17 protein-coding genes and 1 riboswitch are annotated in these 15,546 nt (G+C 57.9%); of the genes, 8 read left to right on the forward strand and 9 right to left on the reverse strand.

What is annotated here, in order from left to right; translation table 11 throughout:
* Positions 1–16: 16 nt before the first annotated feature.
* Positions 17–925, reverse strand: coding sequence for a uridine diphosphate-N-acetylglucosamine-binding protein YvcK (yvcK, locus tag ACOTZD_RS10520; protein ID WP_023299636.1), 909 nt, complete (start codon positions 923–925; stop codon positions 17–19).
* A 226-nt stretch (positions 926–1,151) separates the two neighbouring features.
* Positions 1,152–1,285, forward strand: a riboswitch (molybdenum cofactor riboswitch).
* Between yvcK and moaA the strand changes: the two genes are divergently transcribed.
* The 6 genes from moaA to ACOTZD_RS10550 all read left to right on the forward strand — a co-directional run bounded on the left by moaA (position 1,273) and on the right by ACOTZD_RS10550 (position 4,746).
* Entirely contained in the window at positions 1,273–2,262 is a 990-nt protein-coding gene (moaA, locus tag ACOTZD_RS10525) for a GTP 3',8-cyclase MoaA (protein WP_023315666.1), read from the forward strand. (Overlaps the previous riboswitch by 13 nt.)
* A gap of 24 nt (positions 2,263–2,286) precedes the next feature.
* On the forward strand, positions 2,287–2,799 hold the full coding sequence (moaB, locus tag ACOTZD_RS10530) for a molybdenum cofactor biosynthesis protein B (RefSeq protein ID WP_003858514.1): 513 nt from the start codon (positions 2,287–2,289) through the stop codon (positions 2,797–2,799).
* Positions 2,800–2,802: 3 nt separating this feature from the next.
* Entirely contained in the window at positions 2,803–3,288 is a 486-nt protein-coding gene (gene moaC / locus ACOTZD_RS10535; protein ID WP_003858511.1) for a cyclic pyranopterin monophosphate synthase MoaC, read from the forward strand.
* A complete protein-coding gene (gene moaD, locus ACOTZD_RS10540; RefSeq protein WP_174402011.1) occupies positions 3,281–3,526 on the forward strand; it encodes a molybdopterin synthase sulfur carrier subunit in 246 nt (81 codons plus the stop codon). Before moaC ends, moaD begins: the two co-directional genes overlap by 8 nt.
* Position 3,527: 1 nt before the next feature.
* A complete protein-coding gene (gene moaE, locus ACOTZD_RS10545; protein ID WP_003858509.1) occupies positions 3,528–3,980 on the forward strand; it encodes a molybdopterin synthase catalytic subunit MoaE in 453 nt (150 codons plus the stop codon).
* A gap of 58 nt (positions 3,981–4,038) precedes the next feature.
* Complete coding sequence (locus tag ACOTZD_RS10550) at positions 4,039–4,746, forward strand: Bax inhibitor-1/YccA family protein (RefSeq protein ID WP_003858508.1); 708 nt, start codon at positions 4,039–4,041, stop codon at positions 4,744–4,746.
* Between the two features lie 94 nt (positions 4,747–4,840).
* Here ACOTZD_RS10550 and ACOTZD_RS10555 read toward each other — a convergent pair whose 3' ends face one another.
* The 3 genes from ACOTZD_RS10555 to ACOTZD_RS10565 are packed head-to-tail and all read right to left on the reverse strand — an operon-like array spanning position 4,841 to position 7,799.
* Positions 4,841–5,803, reverse strand: coding sequence for a lysylphosphatidylglycerol synthase domain-containing protein (locus ACOTZD_RS10555; protein ID WP_003858505.1), 963 nt, complete (start codon positions 5,801–5,803; stop codon positions 4,841–4,843).
* Entirely contained in the window at positions 5,803–7,041 is a 1,239-nt protein-coding gene (gene clsB / locus ACOTZD_RS10560; protein ID WP_003858503.1) for a cardiolipin synthase ClsB, read from the reverse strand. The genes ACOTZD_RS10555 and clsB overlap by 1 nt, the downstream gene beginning before the upstream one ends.
* Positions 7,038–7,799, reverse strand: coding sequence for an endonuclease/exonuclease/phosphatase family protein (locus ACOTZD_RS10565; RefSeq protein WP_023315668.1), 762 nt, complete (start codon positions 7,797–7,799; stop codon positions 7,038–7,040). The genes clsB and ACOTZD_RS10565 overlap by 4 nt, the downstream gene beginning before the upstream one ends.
* A gap of 133 nt (positions 7,800–7,932) precedes the next feature.
* Here ACOTZD_RS10565 and ACOTZD_RS10570 point away from each other — a divergent pair, with 133 nt between their 5' ends.
* Entirely contained in the window at positions 7,933–8,343 is a 411-nt protein-coding gene (locus tag ACOTZD_RS10570) for a YbhQ family protein (RefSeq protein WP_003858499.1), read from the forward strand.
* Here ACOTZD_RS10570 and ACOTZD_RS10575 read toward each other — a convergent pair.
* From ACOTZD_RS10575 to cecR, 5 genes are read right to left on the reverse strand one after another with little or no spacing between them, the layout of a single operon-like run.
* On the reverse strand, positions 8,305–9,411 hold the full coding sequence (locus ACOTZD_RS10575) for an ABC transporter permease (RefSeq protein ID WP_003858497.1): 1,107 nt from the start codon (positions 9,409–9,411) through the stop codon (positions 8,305–8,307). The genes ACOTZD_RS10570 and ACOTZD_RS10575 overlap by 39 nt on opposite strands.
* A gap of 9 nt (positions 9,412–9,420) precedes the next feature.
* A complete protein-coding gene (locus ACOTZD_RS10580) occupies positions 9,421–10,554 on the reverse strand; it encodes an ABC transporter permease (protein ID WP_174402012.1) in 1,134 nt (377 codons plus the stop codon).
* The gene (locus ACOTZD_RS10585) at positions 10,544–12,283 is read right to left on the reverse strand and encodes an ATP-binding cassette domain-containing protein (RefSeq protein ID WP_421636273.1); all 1,740 of its coding nucleotides are present in this window, start codon (positions 12,281–12,283) and stop codon (positions 10,544–10,546) included. Before ACOTZD_RS10585 ends, ACOTZD_RS10580 begins: the two co-directional genes overlap by 11 nt.
* Complete coding sequence (hlyD, locus tag ACOTZD_RS10590; RefSeq protein WP_174402013.1) at positions 12,276–13,271, reverse strand: secretion protein HlyD; 996 nt, start codon at positions 13,269–13,271, stop codon at positions 12,276–12,278. The genes ACOTZD_RS10585 and hlyD overlap by 8 nt, the downstream gene beginning before the upstream one ends.
* Positions 13,268–13,945, reverse strand: coding sequence for a transcriptional regulator CecR (gene cecR, locus ACOTZD_RS10595; RefSeq protein WP_003858489.1), 678 nt, complete (start codon positions 13,943–13,945; stop codon positions 13,268–13,270). Before cecR ends, hlyD begins: the two co-directional genes overlap by 4 nt.
* A gap of 204 nt (positions 13,946–14,149) precedes the next feature.
* Here cecR and rhlE point away from each other — a divergent pair, with 204 nt between their 5' ends.
* Positions 14,150–15,532 (forward strand): ATP-dependent RNA helicase RhlE, encoded by a 1,383-nt coding sequence (gene rhlE / locus ACOTZD_RS10600; protein WP_174402014.1) that lies wholly within the window; start codon positions 14,150–14,152, stop codon positions 15,530–15,532.
* The last annotated feature ends 14 nt before the right edge of the window (positions 15,533–15,546 follow it).

Consider the following 15,546-nt stretch of genomic DNA (forward strand, 5'->3'; position numbering starts at 1 on the left):
GCCGCACAAAACGAACCTAACCTAATGCCTGAATCGCCTTTTCCAGCGCCTCGCGCAACAGATGGCGGTCGTGGCGATATTTAATATCGCTGGCTTCCAGCGGCTCCTGCACCACCACGCGATCGCCAATCCCCGATACATCCACTTTCGGCCCGACCACGACACCATCGATAATTTTCTTACCAACGTACTGTTCCATCAGGTCCAGCTTATCCGCCAGCGACAGGCTTGCCGCCGCCGGGCTGAGTTCGCGGCCTAAATTACCGATATAGACCATGGGCGCAGGCGTTCTGCGCAGCGCCTGCGCCAGCTCTTTCACCAGCAGGATCGGCATCAGGCTGGTGTAAAAACTTCCCGGCCCAATCAGGATCAGATCGGCCTCGCCAATCGCTTCTACCGCTTCACGCGTTGCGGGTACGCTGGGGTAGGTCATCAGCTCTTTTGGCGGCAGAAGAAGCTGGTCGATATTCACTTCACCATACACTTCGTGATCGTCAGCATCGATCGCCATCAAATCTACCGGCTGTTCGGACATTGGGATCAGGAACGCATCCACTTTTAGCAGGTTACGAATTAAATTGATCGCTTCCAGAGGGCGCACGCTCAGGTGATCCAGCGCCTTTAACATCAGATTTCCAAGGTTATGGCCTGAAAGTTCGCCATTCCCGCCAAAACGGTACTCAAACATCGCCGAGGCCACGCTTGGCTCAGTGATGAGCTGGTTGAGGCAGTTGCGCATGTCGCCCCAGGCTATCCCGCCTTCAGCACGTCTGATCCGCCCGGTTGAGCCGCCGTTGTCCGTTGTTGTCACGATGCCCGTCAGGCGTGAGCCCAGTGACGATAACGACGACATAACCCGTCCCAGCCCGTGACCTCCGCCAAGAGCGACCACGCGGTCCAGATCCGCAAAAGTGCGATTGCGCATACCTATTCCTTATCCTGTTAAGCTTGCGTCACAGTAACGCAACTACTCCTAAAAGACGATGCCTCTCACAATCCATAATGACGTATATCAATGCGAAAGCGCTGTTTTTGCGTATTCTGTAGTGAAAATGCACGATAACATCGTTATGTATAAATTTATATAGCGATAAGCGACAATGGCGAAGTGGCGATTTCCACGCTACTATCGCCATAACCACGTTTTCAAAACTGAAAACATACACTCTAGCCCTGGCGCCTGTGTCGAGAGATATGGCGCCCTGGCCGTGGCGGATTTGCCACCAGGGTACAGAAAGAAATGACTGTGCCTCCCGATCTGGAAAGGTGTACATGGCTTCACAACTTACTGATGCTTTCGCGCGTAAGTTTTACTACTTGCGTCTGTCGATTACCGATGTGTGCAACTTCCGTTGCACCTACTGCCTGCCCGATGGCTACAAGCCGGGCAGCGTCACCAATAATGGCTTTCTCTCCGTGGATGAAGTACGCCGCGTTACGCGTGCGTTCTCGGAACTCGGCACGGAAAAAGTGCGTCTTACCGGGGGAGAGCCCTCCCTGCGTCGTGATTTCCCTGACATTATTGCCGCCGTGCGTGAAAACGAACGTATCCGCCAGATCGCGGTGACCACCAACGGTTACCGCATGGCGCGTGACGTGGCGAACTGGCGCGATGCGGGGCTGACGGCGATCAACGTCAGCGTGGACAGCCTTGATGCCCGGCAGTTTCACGCCATTACCGGTCAGGACAAGTTCCGCCAGGTGATGGACGGCATCGATGCGGCGTTTACCGCCGGGTTCGAAAAAGTCAAAGTCAACACGGTGCTGATGCGCGACGTAAACCACCATCAGCTGGACACCTTCCTGGCGTGGATTAAATCCCGTCCCATTCAACTGCGTTTTATCGAGCTGATGGAAACGGGCGAGGGCAGCGAGCTGTTCCGCCGTCACCATATTTCCGGCATGGTGTTGCGCGACGAGCTGCTGAAACGCGGCTGGATCCATCAGATCCGCCAGCGCAGCGATGGCCCGGCGCAGGTTTTTTGTCATCCGGATTATGAAGGCGAAATCGGCCTGATCATGCCCTATGAAAAAGACTTCTGTGCCAGCTGCAACCGCCTGCGTGTCTCCTCCGTTGGCAAGCTCCATCTTTGCCTGTTCGGGGATGGCGGCGTCGATCTGCGCGATTTGCTGGAAGATGACGCTCAACAGGACGCGCTTGAAGCACGCATTTCCGAGGCGCTGACGCACAAAAAGCAGACCCATTTCCTGCATCAGGGCAACACCGGCATTACTCAGAACCTGTCCTATATCGGCGGGTAATCAGGCTTTAGAAGGAACCAGAAGATGAGTCAAGTAAGCGCGGAATTTATCCCGACACGCATTGCTATTCTTACCGTTTCCGAACGTCGTGGTGAAGAGGATGATACCTCCGGCCACTGGCTGCGCGAGGCGGCACACGAAGCCGGACACCAGATTGTTGATAAAGCGATCGTCAAAGAAAACCGTTACGCCATTCGCGCTCAGGTCTCACAGTGGATTGCGAACGATGACGTCCAGGTGGTGCTGATCACTGGCGGCACCGGCTTTACCGCAGGCGACCAGGCGCCGGAAGCGCTGCTCCCGCTGTTCGATCGCGAAGTGGAAGGCTTCGGCGAAGTGTTCCGCATGCTCTCGTTTGAAGAGATTGGTACCTCTACGCTTCAGTCCCGTGCTGTCGCGGGGGTGGCGAACAAGACGCTGATCTTCGCCATGCCGGGGTCGACCAAAGCCTGCCGCACCGCGTGGGAAAACATTATTGCCCCGCAGCTGGATGCTCGTACCCGTCCGTGTAACTTCCATCCCCATTTAAAGAAATAAGCTATGTCACAACTGACCCACATAAACGCCGCTGGCGAAGCGCATATGGTGGATGTCTCCGCCAAAGCCGAAACGGTGCGCGAGGCGCGTGCTGAAGCGTTCATCACCATGCTGCCGGAGACGCTGGCGATGATTATCGACGGCAGCCATCACAAGGGTGATGTGTTTGCCACCGCCCGTATCGCTGGTATTCAGGCCGCTAAACGTACCTGGGACCTCATTCCGCTCTGCCATCCGCTGATGCTCAGCAAAGTGGAGGTAAATTTGCAGGCGCAGCCGGCGCATAATCGCGTGCGTATCGAGTCCTTGTGCCGCTTAACCGGGAAAACCGGCGTGGAGATGGAGGCGTTGACGGCGGCCTCCGTGGCGGCGCTGACCATCTACGACATGTGTAAAGCGGTGCAGAAAGATATGGTGATTGGCCCGGTGCGTCTGTTGGCAAAAAGCGGCGGCAAATCCGGTGATTTTAAGGTGGAAAGCCATGATTAAGGTGCTCTTTTTTGCCCATGTCCGTGAGCTGGTCAATACCGACAGCCTGACGCTGGACGGCTCTTTCGAAAACGTCGCCGCCCTGCGTGCGCATCTGGCGGCGCAGGGCGACCGTTGGGCGCTGGCGCTGGATGAAGGCAAACTGCTGGCCGCCGTGAATCAGACGCTGGTGGAGTTGACCCACCCGCTGGCCGATGGGGACGAAGTGGCCTTCTTCCCGCCGGTCACAGGGGGTTAGGATGACGGAAACCCGAATTCTGGTCGGCCCTGAGCGCTTTAGCGTCGGTACCGAATACAGCTGGCTGGCAGAGCGCGATGAAGACGGCGCGGTCGTGACGTTTACCGGGAAAGTGCGTAATCATAATCTCGGCGACAGCGTAAAAGCGCTGACGCTGGAGCACTATCCGGGGATGACCGAAAAATCACTGGCGGCCATTGTCGAAGAGGCGCGAGGCCGCTGGCCGCTGGGTCGCGTTACGGTTATCCATCGCATCGGCGAAATGTGGCCCGGCGAAGAGATTGTGTTTGTCGGCGTCACCAGCGCCCATCGCGGGAGTGCGTTTGCGGCGGGGGAGTTCATCATGGATTATCTTAAAACCAAAGCGCCGTTCTGGAAACGTGAAGCGACGCCGGAAGGTGAGCGCTGGGTGGAATCACGCGACAGCGATAAGCATGCCGCCAGCCGTTGGTAACAGGTTTACGTGGATGTGTTAGTCTTAACGTGTGTGTTTACTTAATCAGGAGTGAATCATGGACCGATTTCCGCGTTCCGATTCGATAGTTCAGCAGACCCGTAGCGGGCTGCAAACCTACATGGCTCAGGTATATGGCTGGATGACGGTTGGCCTGCTGCTTACCGCGTTTATCGCGTGGTATGCGGCAAACACGCCTGAACTGATGATGTTTATCTTCTCCAGCAAAATCACCTTCTTTGGGCTGATTATTGCGCAACTGGCGCTGGTATTTGTGCTCTCCGGGCTGGTGCACAAGCTCAGCTCGGGTATGGCGACCACGCTGTTTATGCTCTATTCGGCGCTGACCGGGCTGACGCTTTCCAGTATTTTCATCGTTTACACCTACTCCTCCATCGCCAGCACCTTTGTGGTGACCGGCGGGATGTTCGGTGTGATGAGCCTGTACGGCTACACCACCAAACGTGACCTGAGCGGCTTCGGCAACATGCTGTTTATGGGGCTGATTGGGATTGTGCTGGCGTCGCTGGTGAACCTGTGGCTGAAGAGTGACGCGCTGATGTGGGCGGTGACCTATATCGGGGTGGTGATCTTCGTGGGCTTAACCGCCTACGACACCCAGAAGCTGAAAAACATCGGTGAGCAAATTGATGTTCGTGACAGTTCAAACCTGCGCAAATACTCGATTCTGGGCGCGTTGACGCTTTATCTGGACTTCATCAACCTGTTCCTGATGCTGCTGCGTATCTTCGGCAACCGTCGTTAGTGAGGGTGGCGCTGTCTGATGCCCTCACCCTGACCCTCTCCCACAGGGAGAGGGAACAAACCCTAAAAACGGCAACTTCGTTGCCGATTTGCTTTTATTTTGCCATCGCCTTCTCGTTCTTCGCGCGCAGCTTCTTCGCCCGACTCTCCAGCACCAGATAACAGACCGTTGCCAGCGCCAGCGGCAGGAAGTAGTAGATCATGCGGTACGCGAGCAGGGCGGCGATAATCGTCCCGTGAGACACATGCTCCCCCGCAAGCAGCGCGATAAACACCGCTTCCAGTACGCCAATACCCGCCGGAATATGCACAATCACCCCGGCAATACTGCTTACCAGCAACACGCCCAGCACAAAGAAGTAATTCACATCTTCGCCAATTAACAGCCAGATAATGGCCCCCATCGCCATCCAGTTGGCGCTGGAAACCACCATTTGCAGGACGGCAAACTTCCATGACGGCAGCACCAGCTTCTGGCCTTTAATGGTCATGTGACGACGTTTGGCAAAGGCGCAGGCCCACAGGTAGGCCGCGATGATCAGCAGCAGTACGATGCCCAGAATGCGCAGAGTGGCCTCATCGATGTACCAGTGCGCAGGCAGCTGCACCACGCCGATGGTGAAAATCACCCCGCCCAGCAGAATATACCCCAGCCAGTTGGTGGTGATGCTTAAGGAGAAAATACGCGTAATGGTGCCGCCCGGTAAGCCAAGGCGGGAGTACAGGCGATAGCGCATACCAATCCCGCCCACCCAGGTGCTCAGCGTCAGGTTAAAGGCGTAGCAGATGAATGACACCAGCATAACCTGCCGTTTGGCAAGCTTATGCCCGCAGTAGGCGCGTCCCAGCAGGTCATAGCAGCCGTACATCAGGTAGCTCACAATCACCAGCCCAACGGCACCCAGCAGGACTGTCCGGTTGTAGTTGCGAATAACTTTCCACACCTCTTCCCAGTCCACCTTCTGGGCATACACCACCAGCAGGACCGCGACGGCAATAAAGAACAGCCAGGTCAGGATTTTTTTCGCCAGCCGCCAGCGAGGATGAGATTTCGACATCAGGTTTTCCCTCCATCTTCCGCCTCTACGCGGTCCTGGGTTTCCATTTCGGGTTGCACAGGCGGATCCACCAGCGCCAGTTTCGGCGTATGCGCGGGCAGCCAGCCCACCATGGCCGGGAAGTGGCGCAGGAAGTGGAACACCACCACGCCGATGCCCACGTTCCACCAGCTCCGTTTCGGCACCATGGACTCATCCACACGCACGCAGTCTTTATTAATAAGACCCTGAAGGTTATCGCGCAGGGTGTGATTAAACTGGCGATCGTGGATGATGAGGTTCGCTTCCAGATTAAGCGATAAGCTCAGTGGATCGAGGTTACTGGAGCCGACGGTCGCCCAGTGATCGTCCATCACGGCGACTTTGCCGTGCAGCGGGCGGCGGCGATATTCATAGATCTGCACGCCGCTTTTGACCAGATAGCGATAGAGCAGACGCGCGCCCACCTTCACAATCGGCATATCGGGCTCCCCCTGCACGATAAGCTTCACGCTCACGCCGCGTCGGGCCGCGTTGCGCATGGCATGCAAAATCCGGTAACCGGGGAAGAAATAGGCGTTGGCGATAATCACCTCGCGCTTCGCGTTCGCCAGCATCTTCAGGTAATGACGCTCGATATCGTCCCGATGCTCCTCGTTATCACGCCAGACGAACAGGGCCTGCGCCTCGCCGGGCTTGCGGTTCTCCTCCGGGCGGTGACGGCGTCGCCACCAGCGGCGGACGGCCTCCTTGCCGGGTAAGTTTTCCAGCACGAACAGCTGGATGTCCTGCACTACCGGCCCTTCGATACGGATCGCGTAGTCCTGTTTCGCTTCGGGACCGTAATCCGACATATGCTCGGCGGAGTAGTTAATGCCGCCAACGAAGGCCACCGTTTCATCCACCACCACAATTTTGCGGTGCATACGGCGGAACAGGTTGGTGCGCATGCCGAACAGACGCGGGCCGGGATCGTAATAGCGGAACACCACCCCTGCGGCGGTGAGCTCGTTAACAAATTCGTCGCTGAGATCCGGCGAACCATATCCGTCGAGCAGGACCTCGATTTTTATACCGCGACGAGCGGCATGCAGCAGTGCGCTATGCAACTGCCTGCCCACGTCATCTTCAAACCAGATGAACGTTTCCAGAAAGACTTTCTGCTGTGCGTGGCTAATCGCCTCAAAAACCGCCGGATAATAGTTATCGCCATTTTCCAGCAGCGTAATACGGTTACCTTCCTGCCATGTGCATTTCATAAGTGGATCTCCGCGCTGAGTGGGGCATGGTCGGAGAGATGTCGCCAGTTGAGTAAAGCCAGCGCCGTCGGGCTGCTGGCGTGGGCATTTTTTACGTAGATACGGTCAAGGCGCAGCAGGGGGAAGCGCACCGGAAACGTTCGCGCGGGACGACCGCGTGCGCGGGTGAAAATCTCCTCCAGCCCCGCATTCACCTTCAGCGGATGGTTGGCACGCTGTCGCCAGTCGTTGAAATCACCGGCCACCACCACGGGCTCGCCCTCCGGCAGCGCATTTGTCCAGTCTGCCAGCATCTGTAGCTGGGCCTGACGGTGGGCTTCACGCAGGCCAAGATGAACACAGCCTACATGAATGGGAAAATCGAGCTCTGGGGGGGTGATACGACAGTATAACAGCCCGCGTTTTTCACTCTCGCCAACGGAGACGTCCCGGTTCTCATAATGCTCGATAGGAAAACGCGACAGCACCGCGTTACCGTGATGCCCCTCCGGGTAGACCGCATTGCGCCCGTAGGCGTAATCGCTCCACATGGTATCCGCCAGAAACTCGTAGTGGGGCGTGTCGGGCCAGTTTTCGAAATGCATCGGGTGCACTTCATGCGCGCCCATGACCTCCTGGAGGCAGACAATATCGGCGCTGACGGTGCGCACCGCGTCGCGCAGCTCCGGTAAAATGAAGCGGCGGTTAAATGCTGTGAAGCCCTTATGAATGTTTATCGTCAGCACCTTAAGCGAGAAATGCTGCGTTTTTTTGCTCATAAACACCTTCCTGGGTGACTATCCCGATGAAAATAAAGTGTAGTAGGCGTCACAAAAAGATGCGGCGTTACGGAATTTTCCGTAAAGTGCGGTAGTCTGAATTAGCAGAGAAAAATCCTTCAGGAGAGAAGCCATGAAGTGGCAACAACGCGTTCGTGTCGCAACCGGTTTGAGTTGCTGGCAGATAATGTTGCATTTACTGGTCGTGGCCGTACTGGTGATGGGCTGGATGAGCGGCACGCTGGTGCGTGTTGGCTTAGGGTTATGCGTGGTTTACGGCGTGACCGTGCTGTCGATGCTGTTTTTACAGCGTCATCACGACGCGCGCTGGCGCGAAGTGGGAGATGTGCTCGAAGAGCTCACCACCACCTGGTATTTTGGTGCGGCAATGATCGTCCTGTGGCTGTTGTCACGCGTGCTGCAAAACAACCTGCTGCTGGCCCTGGCGGGTCTGGCTATCCTCGCAGGACCCGCGGTGGTGTCGTTGCTCACCAAAGAGAAAAAGCTACGCGATGTTTCGTCTAAACATCGCATAGGCCACTGAGCCCGTAGTGGCCGCGATGACCAGTAGCGGCCACAAACTTCCCCACACAATATCCAGACTCGCATCCTTCAGATAGATCTGCTTGGTGATATCCGTGAAGTGACGAATCGGGTTTATCCACGTCAAATCCTGTAACCACACCGGCATGTTCTCCACTGGCGAAACGTACCCAGAAAGCAAAATCGCCGGCATCATAAAGACAAACACCCCAATAAACGCCTGCTGCTGCGTTGAGCATAGTGCGGAGATCAGCAGCCCAAACCCCACCAGCGACAGCCCGTAAATCACCATCGTGAAGTAAAACAGCGCCAGCGATCCGGCAAACGGGATCTGGTACGCCCATATTCCCACCCCCAGCACGATGGTGGCCTGGAACGTCGCGACAATCAGTGCCGGCACCGCCTTGCCGACAAATATCTGCCAGGTGGCGAGCGGCGAGACCAGCAGCTGATCCAGCGTACCTTGCTCACGTTCGCGTGCCACGGACAGCGAGGTGACGATCATCACCCCGATGGTGGTGATCATGGCGATCAGCGACGGCACCACAAACCACTTGTAGTCCAGATTCGGGTTGTACCAGTTGCGCACCACCAGCTCGCTGTTGTTGGGCTTAGGTTTGCCGTCCATCAGCTCCTGCTGGTAGTCCTTCACCACCTGCTGGAGGTAGTTGGCCGCAATCTGGGCGCTGTTGGAGTTACGCCCGTCGAGGATCAGCTGCATCGGCGCGGTCTGGAAGGTATCCAGATTGCGGGAGAAATCCGCCGGGAAGCGCACCAGCAATAATGCTTTCTGCGTGTCGATGGTGGGCTGGATCGCCTGCGGGCTTTGCAGCAGCAGGACATGGGTAAAGGCTTTGGCGCGGGCGAAACGCTGCGTCAGCTCGACGGAATGCTTGCCATTGTCTTCGTTGTAAATGGCGATGGTGGCGTTGGTGACCTCCAGCGTGGCGGCAAACGGAAACAGTACAACCTGAAGCAGCACCGGCAGCACCAGAATGGCGCGGGTCTGCGGCTCGCGCAGCAGGGATTGCAGCTCTTTGCGGATCAGTGTCCATAAACGGTGAAACATGCGCGCTCCTTAATCTAACCGCCGTTTGGTTTTCATCCACGTCAACCCGATAAACATCACCGCCGACGCCATTAAAAACAGCGTGTTGATAATCAGCACTACCGGAATATTCCCCGCCAGGAACAGGCTTTGCAGCGTGCTCACGAAGTAGCGCGCCGGGATAATGTAGGTCACGGCGCGGATGACGGCAGGCATACTGTCTATCTGGAAGATAAACCCTGAGAGCATTATTGACGGCAGGAAAGCGGCGTTCAGCGCCACCTGCGCGGCGTTAAACTGGTTGCGGGTGATGGTGGAGATGAGCAGCCCCATCCCCAGCGTGCTGAGTAAAAACAGGCTTGTGATAAAGAACAGCACCACCAGCGAGCCGCGGTACGGCACGCCGAGGATAAAGACGGACACCAGCATGCAGAGCAGCATCGCCAGCATGCCGAGGAAGTAGTAGGGGATCAGCTTGCAGAGCAGCAGCTCGACGCGCGTCACTTCGGTCGAGAGCAGCGCCTCCATGGTGCCGCGCTCCCATTCGCGGGCGATCACCAGCGAGGTCAGAATCGCGCCGATCACCGTCATAATAATCGTTACCGCGCCCGGAATAATAAAGTGCTGGCTGATGGCGGCGGGGTTAAACCAGTAGCGTGTCTGCACGTCAATCAGCGGTTCAAACTTTTCCCCCCGGTCCTCGGCGCGCTGCATCTGCCAGAGCTGCCAGATCCCCTCCGCGTAGCCCTGCACGAAGTTCGCGGTGTTTGGCTCGCTGCCGTCAGTGATGACCTGGATCGGCGCATCGGTATTCGCCCGCGCCATGTTGGCGGCAAAATCCACCGGAATGACGATCAGACCGCGAATCTTCCCGGCCTGCATCTTCTGGATCAGCTCCTGACGATTGTCGCTGATGGTGGCGTCAATGTAGGGCGAACCGGTCATGGCGTGGGTAAAGTCCAGCGCCTCTTCGCTCTGCTGTTCGAGTAAAATCCCGACCCGCAGCTTGCTGGAGTCCAGGTTAATGCCGTAGCCAAAGATAAACAGCAGCAGCAGGGGGATCACCACCGCAATCAGCCAGCTGCTGGGGTCGCGCACGATCTGACGCGTCTCTTTAACGCACAGGGCGCGCACCCGGCGCCAGGAGAGGGCGTTACTGCGCATGAGTATTCTCCTTATCCCAGTCGTGAATGAGGGTGATAAACGCCTGCTCCATGGTCGGGTCTGGCTGCGCGTCGTCGGCGGCCTGCGCTTTCAGGTCATCCGGCGTGCCGTGGGCAATCAGCTTGCCGCGATAGACCAGCCCGATACGGTCGCAATACTCCGCCTCGTCCATAAAGTGGGTGGTGACCATCACGGTCACGCCTTTTTCCACCATGCTATTGATATGCAACCAGAATTCACGGCGGGTGAGGGGGTCCACGCCTGACGTAGGTTCATCAAGAAACAGGATATCCGGCTCGTGCATCAACGAGCAGGCCAGCGCCAGCCGCTGTTTGAAGCCAAGCGGCAGAGCGTCGGTAGCGTGTGAGACGATATCGGTCAGGCCGAAGGCGTCGCACATGCGGCCGATCTTCTCATTCTGTGCCCGTCCCCGCAGGCCGTAGACGCCGGAGAAAAATCGCAGATTTTGCTCCACCGTCAGGTTGCCGTAGAGCGAAAACTTCTGCGCCATATAGCCCAGGTGCTGGCGCGCCTTGCCGGAGCTGACTTTGAGATCCATGTTCAGCACCAGCGCTTTGCCGGAGGTTGGTACCAGCAGGCCGCACATCATTTTAAAGGTGGTGGATTTCCCTGCGCCGTTCGGCCCGAGCAGGCCAAATATCTCGCCGCGCTTCACGGCAAAATTGACGTTATCGGTGGCGGCGAAGTCGCCGAATTTTTTGGTGAGCGATTTCGCTTCTATGACCGTTTCGCCCGGCGTACCTTCCACCGTGTGCAGAATGGCGCCAAGCGGTGATTCTGAGGTTCCCGCCCCGCCCAGCAGATCGATAAACGCATCTTCAAAGCGCGGCGCGGTCTCTGTCATGTCGATCTCAGGCATCCCCTGCGCACGCCGGATATCGTCGGCGGTGGCCTCTTTTTTGAGGATCACGCGCACCGAACGGCCCTGAATCATCCCGTCGCTCACCTGGGGCAGCTTCAGCACCCGTTGCAGCAGCGTGCGGTTGGATTCCTGCGCGCTGTGCAGCAGAAAACTTCGCCCGGCCATGGTTTGCGTCAGCTCGGTGGGTTCGCCCTGATAGAGCAGTTCGCCTTCATTCATCAGCAGCACGTCGCGGCACTGTTCTGCTTCATCAAGGTATGAGGTACTCCAGAGGATCAGCATGCCGTCACCCGCCAGCTCGTGCACCATCTGCCACAGTTCACGGCGGGAAATCGGGTCCACGCCGACGCCGGGTTCATCCAGCAACAGCACCTTCGGTTCGCCCACCAGCGTGCAGGCCAGCCCCAGCTTCTGCTTCATCCCGCCGGAAAGTTTGCCCGCCAGCCGTTCGGTGAACGGGCCGAGGGAGGTGAACGCCAGCAGGCGCTCGAAGGTTTTCTCCCGGGTTTCGCCGGTGACGCTGCGCAGGTCGGCGTACAGGTTGAGGTTTTCCATCACCGTCAGGTCTTCGTACAGACCAAACTTCTGCGGCATATAGCCGAGTATGCCGTGGAGCGCCGCGTCGTCTTTGATCGGATCGAGTCCAAGCACGCTGGCACTGCCTTCATCCGGCTTCAGCAATCCCGCCAGCATCCGCATCAGCGTGGTTTTACCCGCGCCGTCCGGCCCCACCAGCCCGGTCACATAGCCTTTCTGAATCGTACAATTCAGCGGTGCGACCGCCGGTTTAGCCATTCCCGGGAAGCGTTTGACCAGATTGTTGAGCTGGATAACCGCGTCATTCATGTCGTTCCCCGTCGTTTAAGGTCACGGTAACAGGCATGCCCTGACGCAGCGCGTCGTCCGCATCGGTGACGATGATGCGCAGGCGATACACCAGGTCGGTACGCAGGTCCGGGGTTTCAACGGTTTTTGGCGTGAACTCGGCGGTAGGGGAGACGAAGCCCACTTTGCCGTGATAAGGCTTGTCCGGGCGACCGTCGCTATAGAGCAGCAGTTCGCGGCCCGGCTGCATCTGGCCAAGATTCGGCTCATCAATGTAAGCGCGCACCCACACCGGACGGGTTAAGGAGAGCGTTAACACGGTGCTGCCCGCGCTGAGCATGCTGCCCGGCTCCACGGCGCGGGTCATCAGCGTGCCGTCAGACGGGGCGATTAACGTGGTGTCGTGCAGATCCAGCTCCGCCTGGGCTAACTGCGCCTGCGCCTGCTCAAGGCTGGCCTTCGCCTGGGCAATGTCCTGCGCACGGTTACCGGTGCGGTACTGGCTTAGCTTATCCTGGGCAGATTTCAGCGTCGCCTGTGCCTGGTCGCGGGATGAGCGCGCATTTTCCAGGTCGTTGGCGGAAATAGTACGGCTTTTCCATAAGCCTTGCTGACGGTTATAAAAATTCTGCGCATAGTCATAGGCGGCTTTTGCCTGCTTAACGGCAGCGGCCGCCTGGGAGATCTCTTCGTCGCGATAGCCCGCCAGCATCAGGTCGTATTGCGCCTGTGCGACGGAGACGCCTGCTTTTGCCTGCATCAGCGCGTTCTCAAACGGGGCTTTGTCCAGCATCCCCAGCGTCTGCCCGGCTTTGATGGCATCGCCTTCGTCAACGTTCAGCGAGGCAAGCCGTCCGCCAACGCGGAAGCTCATGTTCACGGTGCGGATATCCACGTTGCCATACAGCGTCAGGCCACGATCCTGCTGGCTCTGATACCACAGCCAGCCGCCTGTTCCCGCGGCAAGCAAGACAACAACCACCAGAATGATGGCGACAGGTTTTTTCATGACTTCTGGCTCCTTTGCGTTAAGCCTTGCAGGATCAGATCAACGTGACAGGTAATGACCTGGCTAATTTGCGCGGCTTTATCCTCATCGAATTGTGTCCAGCCCGTACGTAACAGGATGGTCTCACGCCCCAGACGGAAGGCGAGCACTTCGCCCAGCAGGGCGTGGGTATGCAAAATGGTGTCGGTATCGCTGGCGTCCCGTCCGGTATAGGCGGCGATCAGCCGGGTCAGATGGCTGTGCATCGGGGCGATCACCTGATCGTGCACCAGCTGGTACGCGGCAGTGGGGGAGAGCTGCTCGCGGGAGATAAATTTGCTCAGGTTCAGCGTATCGTCGTGCGTCAGCAGGCGGATCATGTTGTGACAGGCGTTAAGGATCAGCTGGCGGATGGCAGCCCGGTCAGGCTCTGGCTGGCTGAACAGCGCGGTGGCTTCTTCCACGTGCGGGCGAAAGCTGGTGCCGATAAAATCCGCGATCCACTGGGCGCAGGCGAGGTATAAATCCTCTTTTGAGCCAAAATAGTAGGTGATGGCCGCAATATTCTGCCCGGCCTGAGCGGCGATATCCCGCGTGGTGGCATGCAGACCATACTCGCCAAACTGCGCCAGCGCGGCGGCGATAAGCTGACTTTTCGCCTGTTCGCCTTTGGTTGTCGTTGGGGTTGTATTCATAGCAGCATTAAAAATTAATCAATCGATTGATTAAGATTATGCCTGATTTGCGCAAACGTCGAGTCATCGCCGGGGATATTTTATGCGCCACGTCACAAAAGCTGCTACACTCCGCACCTTCGCGACATTGTGGTTTTTGTCCTTCTATTCGTTATATCTCCCTGAAAACTACACCTGTGATGGTCGGGGCGGTTCGGAGTTTTTATGTCTTTTGATTCCCTTGGTCTGAACCCGGAAATTCTGCGCGCCATCGCAGAGCAGGGCTACGTTGAGCCAACCCCTATCCAGCAGCAGGCCATTCCGGCCGTTTTGCAGGGCCGTGACCTGATGGCAAGCGCGCAGACCGGTACCGGTAAGACCGCGGGCTTTACCCTGCCGCTGCTGGAGCTGTTGGTAAAAAACCAGCCGCACGCCAAAGGCCGTCGTCCGGTGCGTGCGCTGATCCTCACCCCAACCCGCGAGCTGGCGGCCCAGATTGGCGAGAACGTGCGTGAATACAGCCGCTACCTCAACATTCGTTCGCTGGTAGTTTTCGGCGGGGTAAGCATTAACCCGCAGATGATGAAGCTGCGCGGCGGCGTGGACGTGCTGGTGGCAACACCGGGGCGTCTGCTAGATCTGGAACACCAGAACGCGGTGAAGCTCGATAACATCGAAATCCTGGTGCTGGACGAAGCCGACCGTATGCTGGACATGGGCTTCATCCACGACATTCGCCGCGTGCTGGCGAAGCTGCCGACGCGTCGTCAGAACCTGCTCTTCTCCGCGACCTTCTCCGACGAGATCAAGGCGCTGGCGGAAAAGCTGCTGCATAACCCGCTGGAAGTGGAAGTCGCGCGCCGCAACACCGCCTCTGAGCAGGTGACGCAGCACGTTCACTTTGTGGATAAGAAGCGCAAGCGGGAGCTGCTCTCTCAGATGATCGGTCAGGGCAACTGGCAGCAGGTGCTGGTCTTTACCCGCACCAAGCACGGCGCCAACCACCTGGCGGAACAGCTGAATAAAGACGGCATCCGCAGCGCGGCGATCCACGGCAACAAGAGCCAGGGCGCGCGTACCCGCGCGCTGGCGAACTTTAAATCTGGCGACATTCGCGTGCTGGTGGCGACCGACATCGCCGCACGCGGTCTGGATATCGAAGAGCTGCCGCACGTGGTGAACTACGAGCTGCCAAACGTGCCGGAAGATTACGTTCACCGTATCGGCCGTACCGGCCGTGCGGCGGCAACCGGGGAAGCGCTCTCTCTGGTTTGCGTGGATGAACACAAGCTTCTACGCGACATTGAACGCCTGCTGAAGAAAGAGATCCCGCGCATTGAAACCCCGGGCTATGAAGTGGACCCGTCGATCAAAGCCGAGCCAATTCAGAACGGTCGTCAGGGTGGCGGGCGCGGTCAGGGCGGCGGTGGTCGCGGTCAGCAGCCGCGCCGTTCAGAAGGTGGCGCGCCGAAATCTTCGGGCAAACCGCCGCGTCGTAATAACGACAGCAAACCAGCCGGTGAAAACCCGTGGCGTAGCGGCGAAGGGAAACCGGCAGGCGAGGGGCAGCGCCGACGCCGCCCGCGTAAACCTGCTAACCCGCAGTAATCTGGAAGCCCGGT

The organism is Enterobacter cloacae complex sp. SHL022 (genome assembly GCF_049237785.1).
GTDB classification, from domain to species: Bacteria; Pseudomonadota; Gammaproteobacteria; order Enterobacterales; family Enterobacteriaceae; genus Enterobacter; species Enterobacter hormaechei_C.

What these genes read in the sequence shown, in the direction of transcription:
- yvcK (WP_023299636.1), bottom strand. Translation starts at nt 925, where the DNA reads ATGCGCAATCGCACTTTTGCGGATCTGGACCGCGTGGTCGCTCTTGGC.
- moaA (WP_023315666.1), top strand. Translation starts at nt 1,273, where the DNA reads ATGGCTTCACAACTTACTGATGCTTTCGCGCGTAAGTTTTACTACTTG.
- moaB (WP_003858514.1), top strand. Translation starts at nt 2,287, where the DNA reads ATGAGTCAAGTAAGCGCGGAATTTATCCCGACACGCATTGCTATTCTT.
- moaC (WP_003858511.1), top strand. Translation starts at nt 2,803, where the DNA reads ATGTCACAACTGACCCACATAAACGCCGCTGGCGAAGCGCATATGGTG.
- moaD (WP_174402011.1), top strand. Translation starts at nt 3,281, where the DNA reads ATGATTAAGGTGCTCTTTTTTGCCCATGTCCGTGAGCTGGTCAATACC.
- moaE (WP_003858509.1), top strand. Translation starts at nt 3,528, where the DNA reads ATGACGGAAACCCGAATTCTGGTCGGCCCTGAGCGCTTTAGCGTCGGT.
- ACOTZD_RS10550 (WP_003858508.1), top strand. Translation starts at nt 4,039, where the DNA reads ATGGACCGATTTCCGCGTTCCGATTCGATAGTTCAGCAGACCCGTAGC.
- ACOTZD_RS10555 (WP_003858505.1), bottom strand. Translation starts at nt 5,803, where the DNA reads ATGTCGAAATCTCATCCTCGCTGGCGGCTGGCGAAAAAAATCCTGACC.
- clsB (WP_003858503.1), bottom strand. Translation starts at nt 7,041, where the DNA reads ATGAAATGCACATGGCAGGAAGGTAACCGTATTACGCTGCTGGAAAAT.
- ACOTZD_RS10565 (WP_023315668.1), bottom strand. Translation starts at nt 7,799, where the DNA reads ATGAGCAAAAAAACGCAGCATTTCTCGCTTAAGGTGCTGACGATAAAC.
- ACOTZD_RS10570 (WP_003858499.1), top strand. Translation starts at nt 7,933, where the DNA reads ATGAAGTGGCAACAACGCGTTCGTGTCGCAACCGGTTTGAGTTGCTGG.
- ACOTZD_RS10575 (WP_003858497.1), bottom strand. Translation starts at nt 9,411, where the DNA reads ATGTTTCACCGTTTATGGACACTGATCCGCAAAGAGCTGCAATCCCTG.
- ACOTZD_RS10580 (WP_174402012.1), bottom strand. Translation starts at nt 10,554, where the DNA reads ATGCGCAGTAACGCCCTCTCCTGGCGCCGGGTGCGCGCCCTGTGCGTT.
- ACOTZD_RS10585 (WP_421636273.1), bottom strand. Translation starts at nt 12,283, where the DNA reads ATGAATGACGCGGTTATCCAGCTCAACAATCTGGTCAAACGCTTCCCG.
- hlyD (WP_174402013.1), bottom strand. Translation starts at nt 13,271, where the DNA reads ATGAAAAAACCTGTCGCCATCATTCTGGTGGTTGTTGTCTTGCTTGCC.
- cecR (WP_003858489.1), bottom strand. Translation starts at nt 13,945, where the DNA reads ATGAATACAACCCCAACGACAACCAAAGGCGAACAGGCGAAAAGTCAG.
- rhlE (WP_174402014.1), top strand. Translation starts at nt 14,150, where the DNA reads ATGTCTTTTGATTCCCTTGGTCTGAACCCGGAAATTCTGCGCGCCATC.